Origin of the sequence: Streptomyces lienomycini, from assembly GCF_027947595.1 — a bacterium.
Lineage (GTDB): Bacteria > Actinomycetota > Actinomycetes > Streptomycetales > Streptomycetaceae > Streptomyces > Streptomyces lienomycini.
In genome coordinates this window covers 1,186,683-1,210,433 of the sequence record NZ_CP116257.1, presented here as the reverse complement: position 1 = coordinate 1,210,433, position 23,751 = coordinate 1,186,683, and the positions used below count along the sequence as shown (strand labels likewise).

Annotated in this window: 22 protein-coding genes and 2 pseudogenes; 10 read left to right on the top strand and 14 right to left on the bottom strand. The window is 73.5% G+C overall.

Features of this window, described 5'->3' with window-relative positions; genetic code table 11:
• The first annotated feature begins 295 nt into the window (after nucleotides 1–295).
• The 3 genes from BJ961_RS05775 to BJ961_RS05765 are packed head-to-tail and all read left to right on the top strand — an operon-like array spanning nucleotide 296 to nucleotide 3,367.
• On the top strand, nucleotides 296–1,600 hold the full coding sequence (locus BJ961_RS05775) for a magnesium transporter MgtE N-terminal domain-containing protein (protein ID WP_271320230.1): 1,305 nt from the start codon (nucleotides 296–298) through the stop codon (nucleotides 1,598–1,600).
• Nucleotides 1,590–2,189, top strand: coding sequence for a DUF1003 domain-containing protein (locus BJ961_RS05770; protein ID WP_271320229.1), 600 nt, complete (start codon nucleotides 1,590–1,592; stop codon nucleotides 2,187–2,189). Before BJ961_RS05775 ends, BJ961_RS05770 begins: the two co-directional genes overlap by 11 nt.
• Nucleotides 2,190–2,233: 44 nt before the next feature.
• Nucleotides 2,234–3,367, top strand: coding sequence for an Mrp/NBP35 family ATP-binding protein (locus BJ961_RS05765; protein WP_271320228.1), 1,134 nt, complete (start codon nucleotides 2,234–2,236; stop codon nucleotides 3,365–3,367).
• A gap of 78 nt (nucleotides 3,368–3,445) precedes the next feature.
• On the opposite strand, the gene BJ961_RS05760 is transcribed toward BJ961_RS05765, so the two are convergent.
• The 5 genes from BJ961_RS05760 to sigE form a co-directional block, all read right to left on the bottom strand.
• On the bottom strand, nucleotides 3,446–4,117 hold the full coding sequence (locus BJ961_RS05760; protein ID WP_271320227.1) for a hypothetical protein: 672 nt from the start codon (nucleotides 4,115–4,117) through the stop codon (nucleotides 3,446–3,448).
• A 272-nt stretch (nucleotides 4,118–4,389) separates the two neighbouring features.
• Nucleotides 4,390–4,869: a sec-independent translocase gene (locus BJ961_RS05755; RefSeq protein ID WP_271320226.1), complete on the bottom strand. Its 480-nt coding sequence runs from the start codon at nucleotides 4,867–4,869 to the stop codon at nucleotides 4,390–4,392.
• Nucleotides 4,870–5,024: 155 nt separating this feature from the next.
• Nucleotides 5,025–6,641: a S1C family serine protease gene (locus BJ961_RS05750; protein WP_408648677.1), complete on the bottom strand. Its 1,617-nt coding sequence runs from the start codon at nucleotides 6,639–6,641 to the stop codon at nucleotides 5,025–5,027.
• 877 nt (nucleotides 6,642–7,518) lie between these two features.
• Nucleotides 7,519–8,424 (bottom strand): zf-HC2 domain-containing protein, encoded by a 906-nt coding sequence (locus BJ961_RS05745; protein ID WP_271320225.1) that lies wholly within the window; start codon nucleotides 8,422–8,424, stop codon nucleotides 7,519–7,521.
• A 68-nt stretch (nucleotides 8,425–8,492) separates the two neighbouring features.
• Nucleotides 8,493–9,164, bottom strand: coding sequence for an RNA polymerase sigma factor SigE (gene sigE, locus BJ961_RS05740; protein ID WP_271320224.1), 672 nt, complete (start codon nucleotides 9,162–9,164; stop codon nucleotides 8,493–8,495).
• A gap of 288 nt (nucleotides 9,165–9,452) precedes the next feature.
• On the opposite strand from sigE, the gene BJ961_RS05735 reads away from it, so the two are divergent.
• Nucleotides 9,453–10,151, top strand: a complete 699-nt coding sequence (locus BJ961_RS05735; RefSeq protein WP_271416972.1) for an O-methyltransferase — start codon at nucleotides 9,453–9,455, stop codon at nucleotides 10,149–10,151.
• A 116-nt stretch (nucleotides 10,152–10,267) separates the two neighbouring features.
• Here BJ961_RS05735 and BJ961_RS05730 read toward each other — a convergent pair whose 3' ends face one another.
• Nucleotides 10,268–10,435 (bottom strand): DUF3117 domain-containing protein, encoded by a 168-nt coding sequence (locus BJ961_RS05730; protein ID WP_003966491.1) that lies wholly within the window; start codon nucleotides 10,433–10,435, stop codon nucleotides 10,268–10,270.
• A gap of 354 nt (nucleotides 10,436–10,789) precedes the next feature.
• On the opposite strand from BJ961_RS05730, the gene chcB reads away from it, so the two are divergent.
• Nucleotides 10,790–11,599 (top strand): 2-cyclohexenylcarbonyl CoA isomerase, encoded by an 810-nt coding sequence (gene chcB, locus BJ961_RS05725; RefSeq protein ID WP_456300706.1) that lies wholly within the window; start codon nucleotides 10,790–10,792, stop codon nucleotides 11,597–11,599.
• A 60-nt stretch (nucleotides 11,600–11,659) separates the two neighbouring features.
• Here the strand turns inward: chcB and BJ961_RS05720 are convergent, their stop codons facing one another.
• Both BJ961_RS05720 and BJ961_RS05715 read right to left on the bottom strand, forming a co-directional pair.
• The gene (locus BJ961_RS05720) at nucleotides 11,660–12,244 is read right to left on the bottom strand and encodes a DNA-3-methyladenine glycosylase I (RefSeq protein WP_271320222.1); all 585 of its coding nucleotides are present in this window, start codon (nucleotides 12,242–12,244) and stop codon (nucleotides 11,660–11,662) included.
• Entirely contained in the window at nucleotides 12,241–12,603 is a 363-nt protein-coding gene (locus BJ961_RS05715; RefSeq protein ID WP_271320221.1) for a DivIVA domain-containing protein, read from the bottom strand. The genes BJ961_RS05720 and BJ961_RS05715 overlap by 4 nt, the downstream gene beginning before the upstream one ends.
• 168 nt (nucleotides 12,604–12,771) lie before the next feature.
• On the opposite strand from BJ961_RS05715, the gene folP reads away from it, so the two are divergent.
• Complete coding sequence (gene folP, locus BJ961_RS05710; protein ID WP_271416971.1) at nucleotides 12,772–13,644, top strand: dihydropteroate synthase; 873 nt, start codon at nucleotides 12,772–12,774, stop codon at nucleotides 13,642–13,644.
• A gap of 41 nt (nucleotides 13,645–13,685) precedes the next feature.
• Here folP and BJ961_RS05705 read toward each other — a convergent pair whose 3' ends face one another.
• On the bottom strand, nucleotides 13,686–14,444 hold the full coding sequence (locus tag BJ961_RS05705) for an LOG family protein (RefSeq protein ID WP_271320220.1): 759 nt from the start codon (nucleotides 14,442–14,444) through the stop codon (nucleotides 13,686–13,688).
• 108 nt (nucleotides 14,445–14,552) lie between these two features.
• Nucleotides 14,553–15,632 carry a succinyl-diaminopimelate desuccinylase gene (dapE, locus tag BJ961_RS05700; protein WP_271320219.1) on the bottom strand — a complete coding sequence of 360 codons (1,080 nt, stop codon included), beginning with the start codon at nucleotides 15,630–15,632 and terminating at the stop codon, nucleotides 14,553–14,555.
• A gap of 83 nt (nucleotides 15,633–15,715) precedes the next feature.
• Here dapE and BJ961_RS05695 point away from each other — a divergent pair, with 83 nt between their 5' ends.
• Both BJ961_RS05695 and BJ961_RS05690 read left to right on the top strand, forming a co-directional pair.
• A complete protein-coding gene (locus tag BJ961_RS05695) occupies nucleotides 15,716–16,729 on the top strand; it encodes a heavy metal transporter (RefSeq protein ID WP_271320218.1) in 1,014 nt (337 codons plus the stop codon).
• A gap of 339 nt (nucleotides 16,730–17,068) precedes the next feature.
• A complete protein-coding gene (locus BJ961_RS05690; protein WP_271320217.1) occupies nucleotides 17,069–17,500 on the top strand; it encodes an ATP-binding protein in 432 nt (143 codons plus the stop codon).
• 124 nt (nucleotides 17,501–17,624) lie between these two features.
• On the opposite strand, the gene BJ961_RS05685 is transcribed toward BJ961_RS05690, so the two are convergent.
• Both BJ961_RS05685 and fdxA read right to left on the bottom strand, forming a co-directional pair.
• Nucleotides 17,625–18,722, bottom strand: coding sequence for a bifunctional succinyldiaminopimelate transaminase/glutamate-prephenate aminotransferase (locus BJ961_RS05685; protein WP_271320216.1), 1,098 nt, complete (start codon nucleotides 18,720–18,722; stop codon nucleotides 17,625–17,627).
• A gap of 119 nt (nucleotides 18,723–18,841) precedes the next feature.
• Nucleotides 18,842–19,162: a ferredoxin gene (gene fdxA, locus BJ961_RS05680; protein WP_003973842.1), complete on the bottom strand. Its 321-nt coding sequence runs from the start codon at nucleotides 19,160–19,162 to the stop codon at nucleotides 18,842–18,844.
• A gap of 140 nt (nucleotides 19,163–19,302) precedes the next feature.
• On the opposite strand from fdxA, the gene BJ961_RS05675 reads away from it, so the two are divergent.
• Complete coding sequence (locus BJ961_RS05675) at nucleotides 19,303–20,343, top strand: GNAT family N-acetyltransferase (RefSeq protein ID WP_271320215.1); 1,041 nt, start codon at nucleotides 19,303–19,305, stop codon at nucleotides 20,341–20,343.
• Between the two features lie 17 nt (nucleotides 20,344–20,360).
• Nucleotides 20,361–21,245 carry a transglutaminase-like domain-containing protein gene (locus tag BJ961_RS05670; protein ID WP_271320214.1) on the top strand — a complete coding sequence of 295 codons (885 nt, stop codon included), beginning with the start codon at nucleotides 20,361–20,363 and terminating at the stop codon, nucleotides 21,243–21,245.
• 42 nt (nucleotides 21,246–21,287) lie between these two features.
• On the opposite strand, the pseudogene BJ961_RS36110 reads toward BJ961_RS05670, so the two are convergent.
• Nucleotides 21,288–21,470 (bottom strand): annotated as a pseudogene (locus BJ961_RS36110) (hypothetical protein); the annotation flags it as partial.
• 14 nt (nucleotides 21,471–21,484) lie between these two features.
• Nucleotides 21,485–23,736, bottom strand: a pseudogene (locus tag BJ961_RS05660) (hypothetical protein).
• Between the last annotated feature and the right edge of the window lie 15 nt (nucleotides 23,737–23,751).

Below are 23,751 nucleotides of genomic sequence, written 5' to 3'. Positions count from 1 at the left end.
GCTGACACGAGGCCGACGGGCGTCGGCGGCGAGCCGACCGGGCCAGGGCGCAGCGTACCGGGGCGGTCGGCGGCGAACGGAGCCAGTCCGTCCGGACCGGCCACCAGGGCGAGGCCGATCGGGACGGGCTAGCCTGAAGCGCGTCTGAGCGGGCAATTCGGGAAACAGACACCGTACGAACCAGCCGAACCAGCCGAACCAGCCGAACCAGCCTTCACACGCACCCTCACTCGACTCTTCGACTCTCACGCACGTTCGCCCGGCTCCGCGGAGCGTGCGGAAAGGAGCCGCGGCCATGGCAGCGGGCGCCCCCCGGATCTTCGTCTCCCACCTCTCCGGCATCGCCGTGTTCGACCCGGCCGGTGACCAGGTGGGACGCGTACGCGATCTGGTCGTCATGCTCCGCGTCGGCCGCAAACCCCCGCGCGTCCTCGGGCTGGTCGTCGAACTCACCACCCGCCGCCGGATCTTCCTGCCCATGACCCGGGTCACCGGCATCGAGTCCGGCCAGGTCATCACCACCGGCGTGGTCAACGTCCGGCGCTTCGAGCAGCGGCCCACCGAGCGCCTCGTCTTCGGCGAGCTGCTCGACCGGCGGGTCGCGCTCACCGAGACCGGCGAGGAGGTCACGGTCCTGGACCTGTCGGTGCAGCAGCTGCCCGCCCGCCGGGACTGGGAGATCGACAAGGTCTTCGTCCGCAAGGGCAGGAAGGGCGGCGCGTTCCGGCGCAGCAAGGGCGAGACGCTGACCGTCGAGTGGTCCGGCGTCACCGGCTTCTCCGTCGAGGAGCAGGGGCAGGGCGCCGAGAACCTCCTCGCCACCTTCGAGCAGCTGCGCCCCGCCGACCTGGCCAACGTCCTGCACCACCTGTCCGCCAAGCGCCGCGCGGAGGTCGCCGCCGCCCTCGACGACGACCGCCTGGCCGACGTGCTGGAGGAGCTGCCCGAGGACGACCAGATCGAGATCCTCGGCAAGCTGAAGGAGGAGCGCGCCGCGGACGTCCTGGAGGCGATGGACCCCGACGACGCGGCCGACCTGCTGGGCGAGCTGCCCGAGGCGGACAAGGAGCGGCTGCTGAGCCTGATGCAGCCCTCCGACGCCGCCGACATGCGCCGGCTGATGGCGTACGAGGAGCACACGGCGGGCGGTCTGATGACGACCGAGCCGATCGTGCTGCGGCCCGACGCGACCGTCGCCGACGCCCTGGCCCACATCCGCAACCCCGACCTGTCCCCGGCGCACGCCGCGCAGATCTACGTGTGCCGCCCGCCCGAGGAGACCCCGACCGGCAAGTACCTGGGCACGGTGCACTTCCAGCGGCTGCTGCGCGACCCCCCGTACACGCTGGTCGGCTCGATCCTCGACGACGACCTGCAACCCCTGGAGCCGGACGCCGCGCTGCCCGTGGTCGCCGGGTTCTTCGCCGCGTACGACATGGTCGCGGCGCCCGTCGTCGACGACTCGGGGGCGCTGCTGGGCGCGGTCACCGTGGACGACGTACTGGACCACATGCTGCCCGACGACTGGCGGGAGACCGAGTACCACCTGGACGAGACGACGGGGACGGCGACCGGGGAGGTGGGCTCCGATGGCGCCTGAGCGCGAGACGACGCCCCGGGAGCGGGCCACGTCGGGGGCGACCGCGTCCTCCCGGGCCCGGGCCCGCCTCGACCAGCCCCGGCCGCCGCGCCGCCGGCTGCTGCCCGAGTGGGACCCGGAGTCCTTCGGCCGACTGTCGGAGCGCGTCGCGCGTTTCCTGGGCACCGGGCGGTTCATCGTCTGGATGACGGTCGTCATCATCCTGTGGGTGCTGTGGAACGTCTCGGTCCCGAGCGCCCTGCGGTTCGACGAGTACCCGTTCATCTTCCTGACCCTGGCCCTGTCGCTCCAGGCCTCCTACGCCGCCCCGCTGATCCTGCTCGCGCAGAACCGGCAGGACGACCGGGACCGGGTCAACCTGGAGCAGGACCGCAAGCAGAACGAGCGGTCGATCGCCGACACCGAGTACCTGACCCGGGAGATCGCCGCCCTGCGCATCGGTCTCGGCGAGGTCGCGACGCGGGACTGGATCCGCTCCGAGCTGCAGGACGTGCTCAGGGACCTGGAGGAGCGGCAGAACGGCCACCACCCCGACCGCGGGGTGTTCCCGGCGGATCGGTCGCCGGGACGTGACGTACACGACCGCTGACGGGGCTTTCCGCGACCCGTGGGCGGCGCCGTACCATCGTGTCCATGGCTACGGAAGACGCGGTGCGCGAAGCACTGGCGACGGTGAACGACCCCGAGATCAACCGGCCCATCACCGAGCTGGGGATGGTCAAGTCGGTGGACATCGGCGCGGACGGAGCGGTCGCGGTCGCCGTGTACCTGACGGTCTCCGGCTGCCCCATGCGGGACACCATCACGCAGCGCGTGACGGACGCGGTGGCGGCGGTCGAGGGTGTCACGCGCGTCGACGTCGAGCTGGACGTGATGAGCGACGAGCAGCGCAAGGAGCTGGCCACCGCCCTGCGCGGCGGCCAGACCGAGCGCGAGGTGCCCTTCGCCAAGCCGGGCAGTCTGACCCGGGTGTACGCGGTCGCGTCCGGCAAGGGCGGCGTCGGCAAGTCGTCGGTGACGGTGAACCTGGCGGCCTCGATGGCGGCGGACGGTCTGAAGGTCGGTGTCGTCGACGCCGACATCTACGGCCACTCCGTGCCGCGCATGCTGGGCGCCGACGGGCGTCCCACCCAGGTCGAGAACATGATCATGCCGCCCTCGGCCAACGGCGTGAAGGTCATCTCGATCGGCATGTTCACCCCGGGCAACGCGCCGGTCGTCTGGCGCGGCCCGATGCTGCACCGCGCGCTCCAGCAGTTCCTCGCGGACGTGTACTGGGGCGACCTGGACGTCCTGCTGCTCGACCTGCCGCCGGGCACCGGTGACATCGCGATCTCGGTGGCGCAGCTCGTGCCGAACGCCGAGATCCTGGTCGTGACGACGCCTCAGCAGGCCGCGGCCGAGGTGGCCGAGCGGGCGGGTGCGATCGCCGTCCAGACCCACCAGAAGATCGTCGGCGTGGTCGAGAACATGTCGGGGCTGCCCTGTCCGCACTGCGGCGAGATGGTCGACGTCTTCGGCACCGGCGGCGGCCAGTCGGTCGCCGACGGCCTGACCCGCACCACGGGCGCGTCGGTCCCGGTCCTCGGCTCCATCCCGATCGACGTCCGCCTGCGCGAGGGCGGCGACGAGGGCAAGCCCGTCGTCCTGTCCGACCCGGACTCCCCGGCGGGCGCGGCCCTGCGCTCGATCGCGGGCAAGCTGGGCGGCCGGCAGCGCGGCCTGTCGGGCCTCTCGCTGGGCCTCACGCCGAGGAACAAGTTCTGACGTTGCGTACGGCAGTGGGGGCGCTGTCCGCCGGGACGGCGCCCCTCGTCGTACGCCCGGCTGCCGGGCCTGCCCCGCCTAGGCGTACGCGGCGATGTCCTTGACCACGGCGAAGGCCAGCCCGTAGGCGCTCATGCCGCGCCCGTAGGCGCCGAGGTGGACACCCTGCTCGGTCGATCCGGCCAGCACCCAGCCGAACTCGGACTCCCGGTAGTGGAAGGGCGTCGGCACGCCGTCCACGGGGAGGGACAGCGTCGTCCAGTCCTCGCCGTCGAGGTCGTCGGCGAGGACCCAGGCGGTCTCCGTCTGCTGCTCCAGCCAGTCGTCGCGCAGTGAGTGGTCCATCTGCCCCGGCCAGGTGAAGGACAGCAGCCCCACGCCGGCCAGCCAGGCCGCCGAGGAGACCGAGGTGGCCTCCAGCAGTCCCGTTCCGTCGGCGCTGCGCCGGTCGGGGTTGGCCGCGACGGTCACGACGACCGCGAACTTCTCCTTGGCGTCCTGCTCGTCGCCCGCCACGTGCTCGTTGCGCACCGACGGTTCGTCGCCGTGCCCGATCGAACCGTGTTCCACCGCCCCGTCGGCGGCCGTACCGAGCTGCATCAGCCGGCGCGGTCCCGTGAAGGCCTCGTCGAGGCCGTACCAGGGGAAGGGCGCACGCAGGTAGCCGTCGACGGTACGCCGGCCGGGGGCGGTTTCCTGTCCACCCTCCGGGGCCGGCGTCTGCGCGACTGCCCGACTCGTCGTCTCCATGTGCCCGGACGCCTCCTCGCTCTCGTCGAACCGGAGGCCCGCCCCCCTTCGGGCGCACTCGTCCGGTCCGCACAACAACTGGGGCAGCATAGCCACACCGTCGGCGGCAGCCGGGGAATCGCCCGGCGCGTGGGTCGCGCGGGCGTCGTCCGCGGGGCGTGTGCGCCCCGTCCGGAGTATGAGACGCGTCACGTTCGGGGGCGTCCGGGGGCCGGATGCGGAAGCCGGGACCGGGAGGCCCGGTTCGGGACTCTGGGGTCAGGGTTCCGGGGTCAGGTGGCGTCCATGTCGAAGGGCGGGCGGTCTTCGGCTGCGGGCTTGCCGGGGTTCTCGGGCTTCTTCGACATGTCGACTCGGCCGCCGCCGGACGCGGAACCGGAGGACGACGAGGATCCGGAGGACGACGAACCGGACGACGAGGGTTCCGCGTCGCGGCTGTGGACCGCGTCGGTGACCTCGGCCATCTCCTTCTTCAGGTCGAAGCCGTTGCGGATCTCCTTGAGCCCCAGCTCGTCGTTGTCCAGCTGCTTGCGGAGGAACGTCTTGGGGTTGAGGTCCTCGAACTCGAAGTCCTTGAACTCGGGGCCCAGCTCCTGGCGGATGTCCTGCTTGGCGCTGTCCGAGAACTCCCGGATCTTCCGGATGGTGCGGGTCACGTCCTGGATGACCTTGGGGAGCTTGTCCGGACCGAACACGAGCACGGCGAGGACGACGAGCGTCACCAGCTCTAGTGCGCCTATGTCATTGAACACCTGAAGCTCCTTGGGATGTCCGGGCCGCCACCACGGTACCCGCCGATCCCGTCCGACCGGTACCGTCCCGTGAGCCCTGAGTGCGTGTACGCGAGCGCTTTCCGAATTGTTTGCCTTCCTGGCGCCTTGTCGGGACGTGTGCGGCGGTCGGACGGTCAGCCGCCGCCGGAGGAGCCGAGCACCAGCGAGACCTTCGTCTCCTTGCCGCCGCGTTCCAGGGTCAGTTCCAGGCGGTCACCGGGGCGGTGGGCGCGGGTCTTGACGATGAGTTCCTCGCCGGAGTGCACGCGTTGTCCGTCGACCGCCGTGATCACGTCCCCCGGCCTGATGCCGGCCAGGGCGCCGGGGCCGCCCGTGGTGACCGCGGGTCCGCCGTCGCCGCCCTTGTCGCCCACGCGGGCGCCGTCGCCCGCGTAGCTCATGTCGAGGGTGACGCCGATGACCGGGTGGGTGGCCTTGCCGGTGTTGATCAGTTCCTCGGCGACGCGCTTGCCCTGGTTGATGGGGATGGCGAAGCCGAGCCCTATGGAACCGGCCTGGCCGCCGTCCGACTCGGCGCCGCCGCTGTCGGCGGAGCGGATGGCGGAGTTGATGCCGATGGCCCGGCCCCGGGCGTCCAGGAGGGGGCCGCCGGAGTTGCCGGGGTTGATGGGCGCGTCGGTCTGCAGGGCGTCGACGTACGAGACGTCGCTGCCGTCGCCCTCCTCGCCGCCCGCGGTGATGGGACGTTCCCTGGCGCTGATGATGCCGGAGGTGACCGTGCCGGCCAGGTCGAAGGGGGCGCCGATGGCGACGACGGGGTCGCCCACGCGCACGTTGTCGGAGTTGCCGAGGGGCAGGGGGGTGAGGCCGCTGACGCCCTTGACCTGGACCACGGCGAGGTCGTAGCCGCTGTCCCGGCCGACGACCGTGGCCTCGGCGGTGTCGCCGCTGTTGAAGGTCACGGTGATCTCGCCGCCGGAGCCTGCGGGCTCGACGACGTGGTTGTTGGTCAGGATGTGACCGCGGCCGTCGAGTACGAACCCGGTGCCGGTCCCGGCCGCCTCGCTGCCGCTCACGTGCAGGGTCACCACGCTGGGCAGGGCCCGCGCGGCGATGCCGGCGACGGTGTCCGGGGCCCGTTCGGCCGCCTCGTGTCCGGCCTGCGGCAACTCGACCGTCCCCACGCCGCCGTTCCGTTCCAGGCACGCGCCCACGGCGCCGCCGATGCCGCCGGAGACCAGGGCGATGAGGAGCGCCCCGCCGACGAGCGTCCTCGTCGCCCGTCCACGGCGCTGCTCGGGCCTCCGGCCGCCGGCGTCGTCGTGCTGGAGCGAGGCCGCGGCAGAGGCGGCCCAGGGGTCGTAACGCCCCCAGGGGTCCGCGGCGGCCCCTGCCCAGGGGCCGGGCACTCCCGCCGACGACGGATCGGAGAGCGGGGCGCCCGCGTGGGACGGGTCGGAGGACACCCCGGGAGCCGGAACGGCAGGCGCGGCAGCCGACTCCGGGACCGCGGGCCCCACCCACGGGCCGGGCACTCCCGCCGACGACGGATCGGAGGACGGGGCGCCCGCGTGGGACGGGTCGGAGGACACCCCGGGAGCCGGAACGGCAGGCGCGGCAGCCGCAGCCGCAGCGGTGTGGGATGCCGTGTCGTACGCCGGTGACGGCGTCGGATGCCCCGTCGGCGGTGCCGGCGGCGGCGCGTCCGCGAACGCGGGGTCGGGCACCGCCCCGGCAGGCGCGGACGCCGACCTGGGCGCAGCCGGGTCGGACACGGTCTGCGCAGGCACCGTCGGCACAGGCGGCGTCGGCACAGGCGGCGTCGGCACAGGCACCGTCGGCACAGGCACCGTCGGCACAGGAGACGCCGGTACAGGCACCGTAGGCACAGGAGGCGTCGGTGTGGGCGATGCCGCCGTCGCCGTGCCGTGTGGCGGTGTGGCCGCCGGGTGCTGGACCGGCGGGGCGGGCGCCCAGGGGCCCGGTTCACCGTACGGCGGGGTGCTGTACGGGTCGGGTTCGTGCAGGGGCCTGGGGCGCTCGGCGGCGGTCTCACCACCCGGCGTGCCGTCGGCCCCCGGGACGGTACCGACACCCGGAAGCGGCTGCCCGCCCGCGTCCACGGCGGGGGCGGCGTCGGGACCCGTCTGTGCGGGCCGGCCCGCAACCGTCGCCGGGGCTGCGTCTGCGTCGGGCCCGGGCTGTCGACGGGGCCCCGCGTCCGCCACCGGGGCGTGCTCGGGACTCCCGTGCCGACGCGCGTCCGTGTCCGCCACCGGGGCGGCGTCCGTGGCGGGCGGCACGGTGGTGTTCTGAGCCGTGGGGGCGTCGGGTCGGCCGGTCAGGGGCCGGTCCAGTTCGTAGTCCCCCGCGTCGCCCGCGCGGGGTGGCACCGGGCGGTCCAGCTCGAAGTCGCCCCCGTCGGCCTCCCGGTCGCCGGGGTCCGTGCCGGGGGCCGGGCGGGGGCGTTCCAGTTCGAAGTCGCCGCCGAGTGCGTCGGGCGCGTCGGAGGCGTCCTCGGACGAGCGGGGACGACTCCACCACTTCGCCTTCGTGGGCTTCCCCTCGTTCATGCTCTCCCCCGCAACCGGCCGCAGATCGTCGGCTCCAAGGGCTCTGGCGCCACCCCGGATTCAATCAGGTCCGCGGGGTGGCGCGCAGATCCCGTCAGCGAACCGGAGGGCGGGAAGCCGCCGGGTAGGGGGACAGGGCCGGGCCGGGGGCGGCGAGCAGGGCGGGCGGCCTGACCTCGGGAGCCGCCGCCCAGGAGGTCAGGGCGAGCGGCGGAACTGCTTCCAGCGGACGTATCAGCGGGGACATCGCGGCGGCACCGGCCGTCACCGGAGTGGTCAGGGCACGGACCGCCTGCTGCCGCGCATCGTCCCCGGCGGGGGCCGGCATCCCGGGCAGCAGCGGCGCGGAGGCCGTGGTGGGCGCGGCGGGGGTGTCGCCCAGCACCCGATGGCCCTGCCCGAGCAGCGGACCGGCCGTGCGGCGGCGCTGGCTCTCGGAGCCGGTGGCCGCTCCCGCACCCTGGGTGCGCAGCGGCGTCACATTGCTGCCGGTGCCCGAGCCGCGTGCCTCGGTGGTGGTGTCCGGCGTGCCGAGGGTGACTCCGCCCAGCGCGATCGCGGCCAGCGACACCGCCCCGGCGGCGGCGAACGCGAACCGCAGGCCGCGCGAGGCCGAGCGCTCGGACTCCGTCCGGCCCACGTCGTGGATGCGGAAGCCCCGCCCCGACGAGGAGGGTGGCAGCACCGGGGCGTGCGTCCCGGCGGGGACGTAGTCGAACTCGAACCGCTCGCCGCGCTTGGTCCCGAAGACGCCGGAACCCGCGGAGGCCCCGAACCCTCCGGGCAGGCCGGCGAACGGGGAGCCGCCGCCGTCCGTGTCACCGCCCCCGGGAAGCCCCTGCAGGCGGGCCAGGAAGCTCTCGGAGGGGGCCGGTGGGGCCGCTTGTGCGAAGACGTTCTTCAACCGGCGCTGCGCGTCGACCTCCGCCTTGCACTTCGGGCAGGTGGCCACGTGCGCCAGCACGCGCTCGCGCGCGTCATGACCGAGCTCTCCGTCCACCAGGGCGGAGAGTCGGTCTCCCAGATGCTGCTCTGCGAGGTGTCCCTCGGACTCAGGCCGTGACCCACTCACGCGCTCGTGCCCCCTCCTCCCAGTGCGGGAACACCGGCCGCGAACGAGCGACGCTCGGCGCGCGCCTTGGGGGAACGGTGCGCGAGCGCCTTGCGCAGCTGGGAACGGCCGCGGTGGATACGGGAGCGCACCGTGCCCAGCTTGACGCCGAGGGTCGCGGCGATCTCCTCGTAGGACAGCCCCTCGATGTCGCACAGGACGACCGCGGCGCGGAACTCGGGCGCGAGGGTGTCCAGGGCCTGCTGGACGTCCGCGTCGAAGTGGGCGTCGTGGAAGAGCTGCTGCGGGGTGGGCTCCTTGCTGGGCAGCCGCTCGGCCGCGTCGTCGCCGAGCGCGTCGAACCTGATCCGCTGCTTGCGGCGCACCATGTCCAGGAAGAGATTGGTGGTGATGCGGTGCAGCCAGCCCTCGAAGGTGCCCGGTGTGTACGTCGACAGGGAACGGAAGACGCGGACGAACACCTCCTGGGTGAGGTCCTCGGCGTCGTGCTGGTTGCCCGTGAGGCGGTAGGCGAGGCGGTAGACCCGGCCGCTGTGGGTGCTGACGATCTCCTCCCAGGTGGGCGGAGTCCACGCCTGCCCGTCCGCGTCGCCGGAGAAGGTCGCGGTCTGGGTGTGTCCCGTGGTGGGACGGTCGGCGTGGCTGTGGTCAGCAGCGGTGTCGTTCACGGATTTCGGCCTGCCTGCCGATCCGAGGAAGCGCCGCAGCACTCCACCCCGATCCGCGGGTGCGGCCGCACCTCCCCTGTCGGCTCTGGTGGTGTCCAGTGGAGCCCCTACCATAGCCACCTCGCCCGTTAGCTCCGGATAAGCGGTTTTACGAGAATTTGATCTGGGCCGGTACGGCTCGTACGGCTGCGTCAGCACCTGCTCGGCACGCTGGTCCATCCGCCGCCCCCCGTCGCAGCCCAGGCCGCTCAGTCGTCTCTTTGCTCTCCCCTTCAAACGACTGGTCCCATCTGCGGGTTCCCGACGCCAACGGATACAGTCACGCCGAGGCAACGACGGGGACAGGAGAGGGTCATTACCGGCAACCGGCAGACGAGCTGGGCGTTCGCCGACGCCTATGTCGCCGAGGACGACGCGCTGCTCTGGGCACGCGACCGGGCCCGCGAGGCGGGTCTGCGCTCGGTGACCCCGGGTACGGGCTCCGCCCTGGGGTTGCTCGCCGCCGCCGTGGACGCCAAGGCGGTCGCGGAGATCGGCACCGGCTGCGGCGTCTCCGGGATACATCTGCTGCAGGGCATGCGGCCGGACGGGGTACTGACCACGGTCGACCCGGAGCCGGAGCACCAGCAGTTCGCCCGCCAGGCCTTCCGGGCCGCGGGCTTCGCCAGCAACCGGGCCCGGTTCATTCCCGGGCGTGCCCTGGAAGTGCTGCCCCGCCTCGCGGACGCCGGCTACGACCTCGTCTTCTGCGACGGAGACCGGCTGGAGTACCAGGACTACCTCGCCGAATCGTTGCGCCTGCTGCGTCCCGGAGGTCTCGTCGCCTTCGAGGGCGTCTTCGGCGCCGGCCGGACGATCGACTCCGGTCCGCAGCCCACCGAGGTGCTGCGGGTGAGGGAACTGCTGCGCGCGGTGCGGGAGAGCCAGGAGCTGGTGCCGTCACTGCTTCCGGTCGGCGACGGGCTGCTGTGCGCCGTGAAGCGCTGAGGAATTGCGGCGGGCGCCGCCGGGGAAAGGACCGGTCGCCCGGGAAAGCCGTAGAACAATCACCCCGGCACCATGTGCGGTACCGGGGCGACTGAATGGTTGTGGTCGATCGCGCGTCAGCCGACGACCTTCTTGAGGGCGTCGCCGAGCGCGTCGGCCTCGTCGGGGGTCAGCTCGACGACGAGTCGACCGCCGCCTTCGAGCGGAACGCGCATGACGATGCCCCGCCCCTCCTTGGTCACCTCGAGCGGGCCATCACCCGTCCGCGGCTTCATGGCCGCCATGCTCGTTCCCCTTCCTGATACCAGCTCACCGTCACAGCCGACGGCCCGTGAGGGCACGCGCAGTCCGGCTTGGACGCGCGACACCGGCATCGAACACATTGCTTCCCAGCCATTATCCCGCATCCCAGGACCCGATGACCAACATCGGTCGGCATCGCTTGGGCAACGCGCGCGAGCAAAACCACTCAATTCGGCGATGTGACTGCGATACTGCGCGCCCTCGCCCACTTCCACCGAATGGATACGGACCGGAATTCTTTGACGCAGGTCACATCTCCCGAGCGATCCGTTCCCGGTGATCTCCGTCATGCTGTCTGACGGACACAAGCCACTGCCTGTCACTACGCGGAGGGGATTTCCATGGCCGACACCGTGCTCTACGAGGTGAGCGACGGACTCGCGACGATCACGCTGAACCGCCCCGGGGCGATGAACGCGATGAACACCGAGACGAAGGTCGCCCTCCGGGAGGCGGTGCGTTCCGCGGCCGCGGACGACGCCGTGCGGGCGGTGCTGCTGACCGCGGCCGGGGAGCGGGCCTTCTGCGTCGGCCAGGACCTCAAGGAGCACATCGGGCTGCTGGCCGCCGACCGGGAGACGGGGTCGGCCGACACCATGAGCACGGTGAGCGAGCACTACAACCCGATCGTGCGGGCGCTCGCCGGCGCCGGGAAGCCGGTGGTCGCCGCCGTGAACGGCGTGGCGGCCGGGGCGGGCCTCGGTTTCGCGCTCGCGGCGGACTACCGGATCGTCGCGGACACCGCGGCCTTCAACACCTCCTTCGCGGGGGTGGCGCTCACCGCCGACTCCGGCGTCTCCTGGACGCTGCCGCGCGTCGTCGGCCCCGGACGCGCCGGTGACCTCCTGCTCTTCCCGCGCAGCATCGGCGCGCAGGAGGCGTACGAGCTGGGCATCGCCAACCGGGTAGTCCCCGCCGCCGAGCTGCGCGCCGAGGCCGAGAAGACGGCGCGGACGCTGGCCGAGGGGCCGACGGTGGCGTACGCGGCGCTGAAGGAGTCGATCGCGTACGGACTGACGCACTCGCTCTCCGAGACGCTGGACAAGGAGGACGAGCTGCAGTCGCGGGCCGGTGCCTCGCAGGACCACGCGATCGCGGTGCGCGCGTTCGTCGAGAAGGAGAAGCCGAAGTACCTGGGCCGGTAGACGGCCCGCAGACCGACGGTAGGCCGGTGGCGGACGGCCCGTGGCGTGCGGTCCGCCCGCTCAGGTCCGGCGGGCCACGCACGTCGCCAGGTGGTCGTCGACCAGTCCGCAGGCCTGCATCAGCGCGTACGCGGTGGTCGGGCCGACGAAGCGCAGGCCGCGCTTCTTGAGGGCCTTGGACAGGGCCGTGGACTCCGGTGTGACGGCCGGGACGTCGGTGAGGGTCTTCGGGACCGGTCGTCCGGCCGCGTCCGGGGCGTGCGACCAGATCAGCTCGTCCAGGTCGCCGGGGGCCCACTCGGCGAGCACGCGCGCGTTGGCGAGGGTCGCGTCGATCTTGGCGCGGTTGCGGATGATGCCGGTGTCGGCGAGCAGGCGGTCGCGGTCCTCGTCGGTGTAGGCCGCCACCTTGGCGATCTCGAAGCCGGCGAAGGCGCTGCGGAAGCCGGCCCGGCGGCGCAGGATGGTGATCCAGGACAGTCCGGACTGGAAGGCTTCCAGGCTGAGCCGCTCGTACAGGGCGTCGTCGCCGTGGACCGGGCGGCCCCACTCGTCGTCGTGGTACGTGACGTAGTCCGCGGTGGACAGGGCCCAGGGGCAGCGCAGCGCGCCGTCGGGGCCCGCGGCGGCCTCCCCGGCGCTCACTGCTGCTCCTCCTGCCGGGCCGGCTTGTCCATGACGACGTGCTGGTGGCTCGCCGCGGCCCGGGCGCCCGCCAGCGCGGACTCCAGGTCGGCGATCCGGGCGTCGCGCTCGGCCAGTTCGGCGCCGAGGCGGCCGAGGGCGTCGTCGACCTCCGCCATGCGGTAGCCGCGGACGACGAGCGGGAAGCGCAGCCGCTCCACGTCGCCGCGGCCCACCGGGCGGTCCGGGGGCAGTGAGTCCCGTACCCGCTCGGGCGGGGCCTCCGGCAGCGGCCCACTGTCGCCGCCGCCCACCACGGCGAGCGTCACGGCGGCCACGACGACGGCCAGCGCGATGACGAGGAACAGGAACATGACCATCGCTGGGCCCCCATGGTCGGGTCGGAGTCCGGTCCGAGTCGGTTGTTTCGGAGTCGGTTGTGTCGGGTCCGATCGTGCCATGCGAGTCTGACAGTCGGGGCCGCGGTCGTCGAAGGACCGCCGCCCCGGGGCCGGAAGCGGGACGAGAGAACGGGTATGGACGAGAAGATGTCACAGGGGACGCTCAGGCTGGGCAGGCGTGAGTTCGCGGCGCACGAGCCGGTGGTCATGGCGATCGTGAACCGGACCCCGGACTCCTTCTACGACCAGGGGGCGACCTTCCGCGACGAGCCCGCCCTCGCACGCGTGGAGCAGGCGGTGGCCGAGGGCGCCGCGATCATCGACGTCGGCGGGGTGAAGGCGGGCCCCGGGGACGAGGTGTCGGCGGCGGAGGAGGCGCGGCGGACGGTGGGGTTCGTCGCGGAGGTGCGGCGACGCTTCCCGGACGTCGTGATCAGCGTGGACACCTGGCGGCACGAGGTCGGCGAGGCCGTGTGCGAGGTGGGCGCGGACCTGCTGAACGACGCGTGGGGCGGTGTCGACCCGAAGCTCGCCGAGGTGGCGGCGCGGTACGGGGCGGGGCTGGTGTGCACGCACGCGGGCGGCGCCGAGCCGCGGACGCGGCCGCACCGGGTGACGTACGACGACGTCATGGACGACATCCTGCGCGTGACGCTGGGGCTGGCCGAGCGGGCGGTGGGGCTGGGGGTGCCGCGGGAGTCGGTGCTGATCGATCCCGGGCACGACTTCGGGAAGAACACGCGGCACAGCCTGGAGGCGACGCGGCGGCTCGGGGAGATGGTGGAGACGGGGTGGCCGGTGCTGGTGTCCCTGTCCAACAAGGACTTCGTCGGGGAGACGCTGGACCGGCCGGTGAAGGAGCGGCTGATCGGCACGCTAGCGACGACGGCGGTGTCGGCGTGGCTGGGGGCGCGGGTGTACCGGGTGCACGAGGTGGCGGAGACGCGGCAGGTCCTGGACATGGTGGCGACGATCGCCGGGCACCGGGCACCGACGGTGGCCCGACGGGGGCTGGCGTAGGCCCCCGGCCCCGCCCGCACCCCGTCCCGCGGCCGGCCGCTCTACCGGCCCGCCTCCTTGGAGACCAGGGCGACCGCCTCGTCCACGTCGTCCGTGACGTGGAAGAGCAGGAGGTCCTTCTCCGCCGCCTTGCCCTGGGCGACCAGGGTGCCGCGGAGCCAGTCGACCAGGCCGCCCCAGTACTCGGAGCCGAAGAGGACGATGGGGAAGCGGGTCACCTTCTGGGTCTGCACCAGGGTGAGGGCCTCGAACAGTTCGTCGAGGGTGCCGAGGCCGCCGGGCAGGACGACGAAGCCCTGCGCGTACTTCACGAACATCATCTTGCGGACGAAGAAGTACCGGAAGTTCAGGCCGATGTCGACGTAGGCGTTCAGCCCCTGCTCGAAGGGCAGTTCGATGCCGAGGCCGACCGATGTGCCCTTCGCCTCCAGGGCGCCCTTGTTGGCCGCCTCCATGGCGCCGGGTCCGCCGCCGGTGATGACCGCGAAGCCCGCCTCCACCAGGCCGCGGCCGAGCCGCACGCCCGCCTCGTACTCCGGTGAGTCCGCCGGGGTGCGGGCGGAACCGAAGACGCTGATGGCGGGCGGCAGTTCGGCCAGCGTGCCGAAGCCCTCGATGAACTCCGACTGGATGCGCAGCACGCGCCACGGGTCGGTGTGCACCCAGTCGGTCGGAGCGCGCTCGTCCAGCAGGCGCTGGTCCGTGGTGCTCCGCTGCACCTTGTCACGCCGCCGGAGGACAGGGCCCAGGCGCTGTTCCTCCGGTGGCCGCTTCTTGCCCTCGGGGTTGCCGGTAGCCATGTGCGCTCCCTCCAGTTGCAGGTTCTTCCACCTCAGCGTAGATCCACGCGGGTTACGTGCGAGGGACCTCAGCATGTCCGCCGCGCAGCGGCACAAACCCGCCGCGGATCATGCCGTCAGCCACGACCGCAGGCGCTCCTCGCCGGCCAGGACCTTCGCCACCTCGACCCGCTCGTCGCGCTTGTGCGCCAGGTGCGGGTTGCCCGGGCCGTAGTTGACCGCCGGGACGCCGAGCGCGGAGAAGCGCGACACGTCCGTCCAGCCGTACTTGGGCTGCGGGGTGCCGCCCACCGCCTCGATGAAGGCGGCCGCCGCCGGGTGGGACAGGCCGGGCAGGGCCGCGCCGCTGTGGTCGTCGACCACGAACTCGGCCACCCCGCAGTCCGCGAAGACCTCGCGCACGTGGGCGAGGGCCTCCTCAGGGCTCCGGTCCGGGGCGTAGCGGAAGTTGACGGTGACCGTGCACGCGTCGGGGATGACGTTGCCGGCCACCCCGCCCGTGATGCCGACCGCGTTGAGGCCCTCGCGGTACTCCAGGCCGTCGATGACCGGGTAGCGGGGCTCGTAGGCCGCCAGGCGCGCGAGGATCGGGGCGGCGGCGTGGATGGCGTTGGAGCCCATCCAGGAGCGCGCCGAGTGCGCCCGCTCCCCCGCCGTCCTCAGCAGCACCCGCAGGGTCCCTTGGCAGCCGCCCTCCACCTGGCCGTCGGACGGTTCGAGGAGCACCGCGAAGTCGCCCTCCAGCCACTCGGGGTGGGCCTCGGCGACGTGCTTCAGGCCGTTCAGCTCGGCGGCGACCTCCTCGTTGTCGTAGAAGACGAAGGTCAGGTCGCGGTTGGGGGCGGGGACGGTGGCCGCGATGCGCAGCTGGACCGCGACGCCCGCCTTCATGTCGCAGGTGCCGCAGCCCCACAGGACCCCGTCCTCGTCCAGGCGGGAGGGGACGTTGTCCGCGATCGGCACCGTGTCGATGTGGCCGGCCAGGATCACGCGTTCCGCGCGGCCCAGTTCCGTACGCGCGACGACGTTGTTGCCGTACCGCTCGACCGACAGGTGGGGCAGGCCGCGCAGCGCGCTCTCGACCGCGTCCGCCAACGGCTTCTCGGTGCCGCTCTCGGACGGGAAGTCGACGAGCCGCGCGGTAAGCTCCGCGGCGTCCAGCGTGAGGTCAAGCGGGGTATCGGCCATGGTCTCGACCCTAGCGCCCTGCCCTTGGGGGCAGTGTGCGTACCCGGCGGACACCGGACCCTACCCTCCAGTACCTTGTACGCGTGCTTCAGCCGTCCCCACCCCGCAAACGCCGTGGCCGCCTCGCCCGTTCGGGCGCCGCCTCCATGGTCCTGCTCGCGGTCGCCGGTTACCTGGCGGTGCAGTACGTCACCGGAGGCGCGGGCGCTCCGGGTTGCAAGGTGGCCTCGCCCGCCGTCGGCGACGGCGCGCGGACGGCCTACGAGTTCACGCCGGAGCAGGCGGTGAACGCGGCGACGATCACCGCCGTGGGTACGGCGCGCGGGCTGCCCGACCGGGCGGTGGCGATCGCGCTGGCGACCGCGATGCAGGAGTCGGCGCTGCGCAACCTCGACCACGGCGACAAGGACTCGCTCGGCCTGTTCCAGCAGCGGCCCTCGTGGGGCTGGGGCACGCCGGAGGAGATCATGGACCCGGCGTACTCGGCCGGCGCCTTCTACGACCACCTGGCCAAGGTGGACGGCTACCTGGACCTGCCGCTGACCGTCGCCGCCCAGCGTGTGCAGCGCAGCGGCTTCCCGGACGCGTACGCGAAGCACGAGCCGGACGCCGAGCTGCTCGCCGCCGCGCTCACCGGCCGGTCCGCGGCGACGCTGACGTGCGACGGGCGCCCCGGGGCGACCCGGGAGAAGGGACCGGACGCGGTACGCGCGGCGCTGGTACGGGACTTCGGACACGGCGTGCTCGAACCGGCCGCGGCCGTGGTGGGCGACGGCGGCACCTCGCCCCGGCCCGCGGCCGCGACCACGTCCGCCTCCGCCTCCGCCTCCGCCTCCGCCTCCGACGAGCGGACCGTGACGCTGCCCGTGACCGGCGGCACCGGCCCGGAGGCGGAGCGGGAGACGGCGCGACGCGGCTGGCAGCTGGCGCACTGGGCGGTCGCCAACGCCTCCTCGCTCCACCTCCAGCGGGTCTCGTACGCGGGCCGGGAGTGGACCGCGGGCAACACGGACAGCAAGTGGTATCCGACGGGCACCCGGGCCGCCGCGGACGCGGAGCGGGCGGCGGGGTCGGTGCGGATCACGTCCGCCTGGTAGCGCTCGCCCGTACGAACCGTCGCCCCTGGGGGTGACCCGCGTCGGCGTGGGGTCGACGCGGCGCGCGCGTTGTCGCGACCGCGCCCCCGGATGCGCCGAACCCCGGGAAAATCAAGGGCCGTAAGGATTCAGCAGACTTTCCGACCAGCGTCCTTTTGCCCGTTTTTCTGTGCACCTGATAATGCGACGCATTACCAACTCTTTACGTCGGGTCGCCGCAACCTTCGTGGCTCTCGAGCGGTAGTCACTGCGTCCGAGCACGGCCGATCGCTCTTCGATCACTCGCCGGGCACGGTCGGATTCACCCTCGTAGTCGTTGTCTTCCGTCGAAGGAGCATCATGTCCCTCCCCCTGACCCGCCGGATCGCCCGTGCCGCGCTGCTCGTCGCTGCGGGAGCGGCTGCCGGGGTCGGTGCGGCCGGCTCCGCCAGCGCGGCTCCCGAACTGCCGGCCGCCCCGAACCTCGGGGGACTGACCGCCCTGGACGGGGCGAACGTCGGCAACACCGTGGACTCCGCGGCCCAGAGCGTCACCGGGACCGCGGGCGACACCGGCGGCAAGGCCGTCAAGAAGGCCGTGCCGGCCGCCGGCAAGACCGGTGGATCGGTCGTCAAGAAGGCCACTCCGGCCGCGCAGAACGCCGCCGGGGACGCGGCGGGCACCGCCGGGGACATCGTCGGCGACACGGCGGCGACCGCCACGGAGGGCGGCCTGCCGACGGACGCCCTGGGCAAGGGCGGTCTGCCGGTGCAGGGCCTGCCGGTCGGCTGAGGCCTGACCGGTACGACGCCGGGGTCCGGGGATTCCCGGCCCCGGCGTTCTGCTTGCCCGCGCCGGTGTGTGCGCCCGTGCGTGCGCCGGTGCGGTGGGCGTGGACCGGCGGGTGGCCCGGCCGTCAGGCCTTCAGGCGCCGTGCCGCCGCCTGTACGCGTTCGTCCGTCGCCGTCAGGGCCACGCGGACGAACCGCTCGCCCGCCGGGCCGTAGAAGTCGCCGGGGGCCACCAGGACGCCGCGTTCGGCGAGGTGGGCGACCGTGTCCCAGCAGGACTCGTCGCGGGTCGCCCAGAGGTAGAGGCCGGCCTCGCTGTGCTCGATGCGGAAGCCGTGCCCGAGCAGGGCGTCCCGCAGGACCGCGCGGCGGGCCGCGTAACGCTCGCGCTGGACGCGGACGTGCTCGTCGTCGCCGAGGGCCGCCACGACGGCCGCCTGGGTCGGCGCCGAGGTCATCATGCCGCCGTGCTTGCGGATCTCCAGCAGGGGCCCCAGGACCGCCGGGTCACCGGCGAGGAAGGCCGCGCGGTAGCCCGCGAGGTTGGAGCGCTTGGAGAGGGAGTGCACGGCGACCAGGCCGTCGTGGGAACCGCCGTTGACGTCCGGGTGCAGTACCGAGACCGGGGCGGCCTCCCAGCCCAGCTCCAGGTAGCACTCGTCGGAGACGACGAGGACGCCGTGCTCGCGCGCCCACGCCACGATGCGGGCCAGGTCGGCCTTGGAGAGGACCTTGCCGGTCGGGTTCGACGGGGAGTTGAGCCAGAGGAGCTTCAGGCCGGCCGGGTCGAGGTCGGTCGGGTCCTCGTACGCCTCGTACCGCGCGCCGGCCAGGCGGGCGCCGACCTCGTACGTCGGGTAGGCCAGGCGCGGGAGGGCCACTCGGTCGCCGGGGCCGAGGCCCAGCTGGGTCGGGAGCCAGGCGACGAGTTCCTTGGAGCCGACGACGGGCAGCACGTGCCGGTGGGTGATGTCGCGGGCGCCGAGGCGGCGCTCCACCCAGCCGGTGAGGGCGTCGCGCAGTGCGGGGGTGCCCCAGACGGTCGGGTAGCCCGGGGAGTCCGCCGCGTCGACCAGGGCCTTCTGGATCAGCTCGGGGACCGGGTCGACGGGGGTGCCGACCGAGAGGTCGACGATGCCGTCGGGGTGGGCCGCGGCCGTCTTCTTGTACGGCTCCAGCTTGTCCCAGGGGAAGGTGGGAAGGCGGTCGGAGACTGCGGACACGGTGGGTGGCTCCCTTTCCTCGTCGGCGCCCGGTGCTGCGGCAAACGCCTCGGTCCCGTGCGGCGCCGATCGGGTGATCGGGCCGCACGGGACCGGGGCGGCGCGTGTGCGGGCCGCTCTTACTGGTTCTGCGGCGGCAGCGCGGCGACGAAGGGGTGGTCGCGCTCGATCAGGCCCAGCTTGCTGGCGCCGCCGGGCGAACCGAGTTCGTCGAAGAACTCGACGTTCGCCTTGTAGTAGTCCTTCCACTCCTCGGGAGTGTCGTCTTCGTAGAAGATCGCCTCGACCGGGCAGACCGGCTCACAGGCACCACAGTCGACGCATTCGTCCGGGTGGATGTACAAGGACCGCTGGCCCTCGTAGATGCAGTCGACCGGGCACTCCTCGATGCACGCCTTGTCCTTCACGTCGACACAAGGCTGCGCGATGACGTAGGTCACGCTGTCGTTCCTCCTCGATTGGGCGCTGGCGGGCCTCCGTAGGCTCCGCCGCCTGGCGCGCGGGAGCGCGGCGTCGTCGATGCCCGCCCCTAGTATCTCCGTTCTTGGGCATGATCCGAACAGGAGGGGTGGACAGACCCGTGGAAATCTCTGCCGCCGGGCGTCTTGAGGTCCGTATCACCACTGCTGACGTGGGCAAACGAGTCTCCGTGCGGCGCTTGAGCGAAGCTGGTGCCGGGGGTGAGAAGTTCACCGACACGGTGGGCGTTCTCACATCATGGACCGATGGTGTGCTGCTGATCACACGAAAGGGTGGCGAATCCGTGCGTGTCGCGGAGTCGGCCCTGGTCGCCGGGAAGGTCGTGCCGCCCGCGCCCGCCCGCCGCCGCGGTCCCGCCGCGTCCTACGAGGAGCTGGCGCGGGTCGCCGCCCGGGCATGGCGTCCGGTGGAGAGCGAGTGGCTGGGCGAGTGGGAGCTGCGGGCCGCCGGCGGTTTCACCCGGCGGGCCAACTCCGTGCTGCCGCTCGGCGATCCGGGGCTGCCGCTGGACGAGGCGCTGACGGCCGTACGGCGCTGGTACGGCGCACGCGGGCTGCCGGCGTACGTCCAGACCGCGACGGGCGCCGCCGGCACGCAGGAGCTGCTGTGCGCGGAGCTGGAGCGGCGGGGCTGGGTCAGGGAGGTGACGGCCGAGGTGTGGACCGGCGGACTGGCGCCGGTCGCCGATCTGGCCGAGGGCACCGGTGTGCTGCTGTCGCGGGAGGCCGACGACGCCTGGCTGGCCCGTTACGGGCGCAGGGGCGTGAGCGGGGTGGCCCTTCGGGTGCTGGGCTCGGGGCCGTCGGTGTGGTTCGCGACGGTGCCCGGCGCGGACGGCCCGGGCTCCGTGGCGGCGATCGGACGGTGCGTCGTGGACGGGCGCTGGGCGTCCTTCGCGGCCGTCGAGGTCGACCCGGCCCGGCGGCGCCGGGGGCTGGCGACCGCCGTGCTGGCCGCGCTGGCCCGGCGGGCGCTCGACGAGGGCGCCTCGGCGGCGTGGCTCCAGGTGGAGACGGACAACGCCGGGGCCCGTGCGCTGTACGCCGGTGCGGGCTTCGCGGCGCACCACGCCTACCACCACTACCGGGAGCCCGGGGCCGCCGGGGCGGACCGGTGGCCGACCACCTCGACGGCACGGTGAAGGGGCACGATCCGGCCATGCGTCATCCTCGTCCTCCCCGGCCCCCGTCACCGGAACGCTCGGCCGAACTGCGGCGGCGCTTCGCCGAGGAGGCCCGCTCCGAGCGGCCGGACCTGGCCACGCTGTGCCTGCTGGTTGGCGCGGTGGCGGACGGGACGCTGGACGAGGCGGGCATGGACGGCGTGCAGGTGGAGCTGGACCGGCTGGCCGGGCAGCTGCCGTTCCGGCCGGGTACGCCACTGGCCTGGGCGACGGCGCTGCGGGACCTGCTGGGCGAGCGGTACGGGTTCCACGGGGCCGCGGCGGACTACCGGCGGCTGGAGTCGTCGTTGCTGCACGAGGTGCTGCGGCGGCGGCGCGGGTTGCCGATCCTGCTGTCGGTGGTGTGGCTGGAGGTCGCACGGCGGGCGGGGGCGCCGGTGTACGGGGTCGCGTTGCCGGGGCACTTCGTGGTCGGGCTCGGGGCGGGGTCGGGGCCGGAGTCCGGGTCGTTGGAGGAGCGGGTGCTGGTCGATCCGTACGACGGGGGCCGGGTGCTCGGCGGGAAGGACGCGGAGGTGCTGGTCGCCGGGGCGACGGGGGCGGAGCTGCGGCCCTCGATGCTGGAGCCGGCGGCGCCGTTGGACGTGGTGTCGCGGGTGCTGAACAACGTCCGGGCGTGGGCGGCGGGGCGGCCGGAGCAGTCGGCGGTGGGGCTGTGGGCGATCGAGCTGGCTCTGCTGCTGCCCGCGCACGCGGCCCGGTTGCGGTACGAGCGGGCGCGGTTGCTGGTGCGGCGGGGTGAGTTCCTGGCGGGTGCCCGGGAGTTGGACGCGTACGCGGAGGTGGTGGAGGTGGTCGACGACGGCGCCGCGGAGCAGGTGCGGGGGGAGGCGCGGGTGGCTCGCGCCATGCTCAACTGAAGTCCCGCCCCCGCGCGGTTCCCCGCAGCCCGCGGGGGTGCGTTACGGCCAGCCCTTCTCTCTCGCCGTCCGTACCGCCTCCGCCCGGTTCCTGACCGCCAATTTCCGGATGGCCGTGGACAGGTAGTCGCGAACGGCGCCCTGGGAGAGGCGAGCGCGGACGGCGGGGTCGTGTGCGTACGTCAGGGGCGCCCGGCGAGTGCCGGGCGCCCCTGACGAGGTGACGAGGTGACGCGGTGTCAGCTGGGGTTGGTGTCGATGACCGCCACCCGGTCGGTCTTGCTCTTCAGCGCCTGGCGCATGGCGCCGTAGACGTCCTGGGGGGTGACGGCGGTCTTCTCGCCGTTGGCGCGGGTGATGAGCACGCCGTCGAAGGTCTGGCCGTACAGCTCCTTGAGGGCGTTCAGGTCGGGCTTGTCGACGAGCTTGCCGTCGACGGCGGTGACCCTGAGGAACTTCCAGAGCGACTTCTCGGGACTGAGCGGAATGGAGTGCGCCGCGTCCGTCTGGACGGTCACGCGGTCCGACATCGCCGGTTCGGCGAACTCCTTCAGCATCCGGTCGACCTCGGCCTTGGAGACCGTGGGCTGCTTGGTGGTCGTCGGCACGCTCACCGCGGTGGCGGCGCCGGTCTCGACCTGGGCGCGGTAGGCGGCCTGGACGGCCTCGGTCGACTTGGCGACGTCTATGCCCTGGCCGGCCTTGCCGTACACGGGGACGGCCTTGCCGGACTCGAACCTGATCGATCCCTCGGTCGCCGACCCGGCGCCGCCGGCGGCGTTCTCGAGGGCGGCGTGCAGCTTCTCCTCGTCGACGGGCATGACGGCCTCGACGACCCTCTTCTGGCCGAAGAGCGAGCCGATCACGGACATCGGGTTGTAGTCGCTGGTCGCCGCGTCGCTGGCGGTGGCCTGCGTGTCGAGCTGGAGGCCCGCCTGGTCCGGCTTCAGGGAGACGGTCTCGCCGCCGACGGTGAGCTTGAGCGGCTTGGCCGCGCGGGCGCCGAGGGCCTTGTCCAGCTTCTCGACGGCGTCGTCGCGCGTGCTGCCGCCGATGTCGACGCCGAGCACGGTGGTGCCCTTCGGCACGTCGGAGCGGTTCATGAGCAGACCGGCGCCGTAGGTGACACCGGCGACGACGACCAGGCCGCCGACGAGCAGCGGAAGCTTCCTGCGCCCCTTCTTCTTGGCGGGCTTGGCCGGTTTGGCGGTGCTCGCCGCCGGCACGGGGGCGGGCTCGGACAGCCCGGGCGGCGTGTGCGGCGGCGGTCCGTCGCCGGATCCGGCCGGGAACGGGGCGTCGCGCCCGCCGGGTACGACGGGGATGCCGCTGGTGACCGTGTTCCCTGAGACGTTGTCCGGGTTGCCCGGGCCGGACGGGACCGGCCGCTGGGGGGTGAGGATCGCGGTGTCGTCGCTGAGTCCGCCGCCGGGGCCGAGGCGGGCGGCGTCGGGGCCCGCGCCGGGACCGGTGCCCTGGCGCCTGCCGGGGCCGCCCGGCATTCCGGGGACGCCGAGGTCGCCGGCCGGGGGCGGCGCCAGTCGGCCCTCGCCGGTGGCCGGGCCACTCGTCGGGCCCGCGGGGCCCTGGGTGCCGCCGCCGTACGGGGACTGCCCGTTCGGGCCGTTCCGGTGGCCGTCCGGGACGCCGGGGCCCTGGGCTCCCTGCCCCTCCCCCGCGAAGTACGGCAGGTCGTCGCGGCGCGGCTCGGTACCGGCATCGCCGCCCGGGCGGGCGCCGTTGCCGTTGCCGTTGCCGTTGCCGCCCAGCGGGCCGGCCGCCAGCGCCTCGGTCACGTCGAAGGATCCGGTGCCGCCGCCGTGGCCGGGCGCCACGGGACCGCCGGTCGCTCCGGAGCGGCCCGCGGCACCGGCCCCGGGGCCTCCGGGGTGCTCATGGAGCCGACGACGCCACCGGGACGGCCACTCCCGCCGCCCGGTCGCGCACCGGCACCGGCACCCGTGCCCGCGGCACCGGCGCCGGTACCACCGGAGGGCGCCGCGGAACCGCCGGGCAGACCCGCGCCGTTGGTGGAACCGCCGCCCTGGGCGCCCTTGCCCGGACCGGACTTGCGGGGCGCGAACCAGTCGCTGGTCGGCTTCTCCTCGGCCGACTGCGCCGGTCGCTCGGCCTGGTCCGGCCGAGCGGGCTCGACGGGAGCCTCGGGGGCGCTCGTGGGCGCGGCGGCGCTCGGCGCGGGTGCGGGGGCGGGCCGTTCGGCCGTGGTCTCCGGGTCGCCGGCGCCCTCGGCGTCCGCGACGGGCTTGCGCACGACGACCGGCGGAATGGGCCGCGACCCGGGGATGTTGATCCGGATACGGGTCGTCAACGTCGTCTCGGTCTTGCGCTCCTCCGGACGCGCGGCCGAACGGTCCGCGTCCGCACCGGCGTCGGAAGCCGTGGGTGTCCCGTAGGGCGGGGTGCCCGAGGGGTATGCGGCTCCGCCGCGCCCGTGGGGCCCGGAGGACGAACTGTCAGTTTCACGACTCAAGGCAGGTTCTCCCGG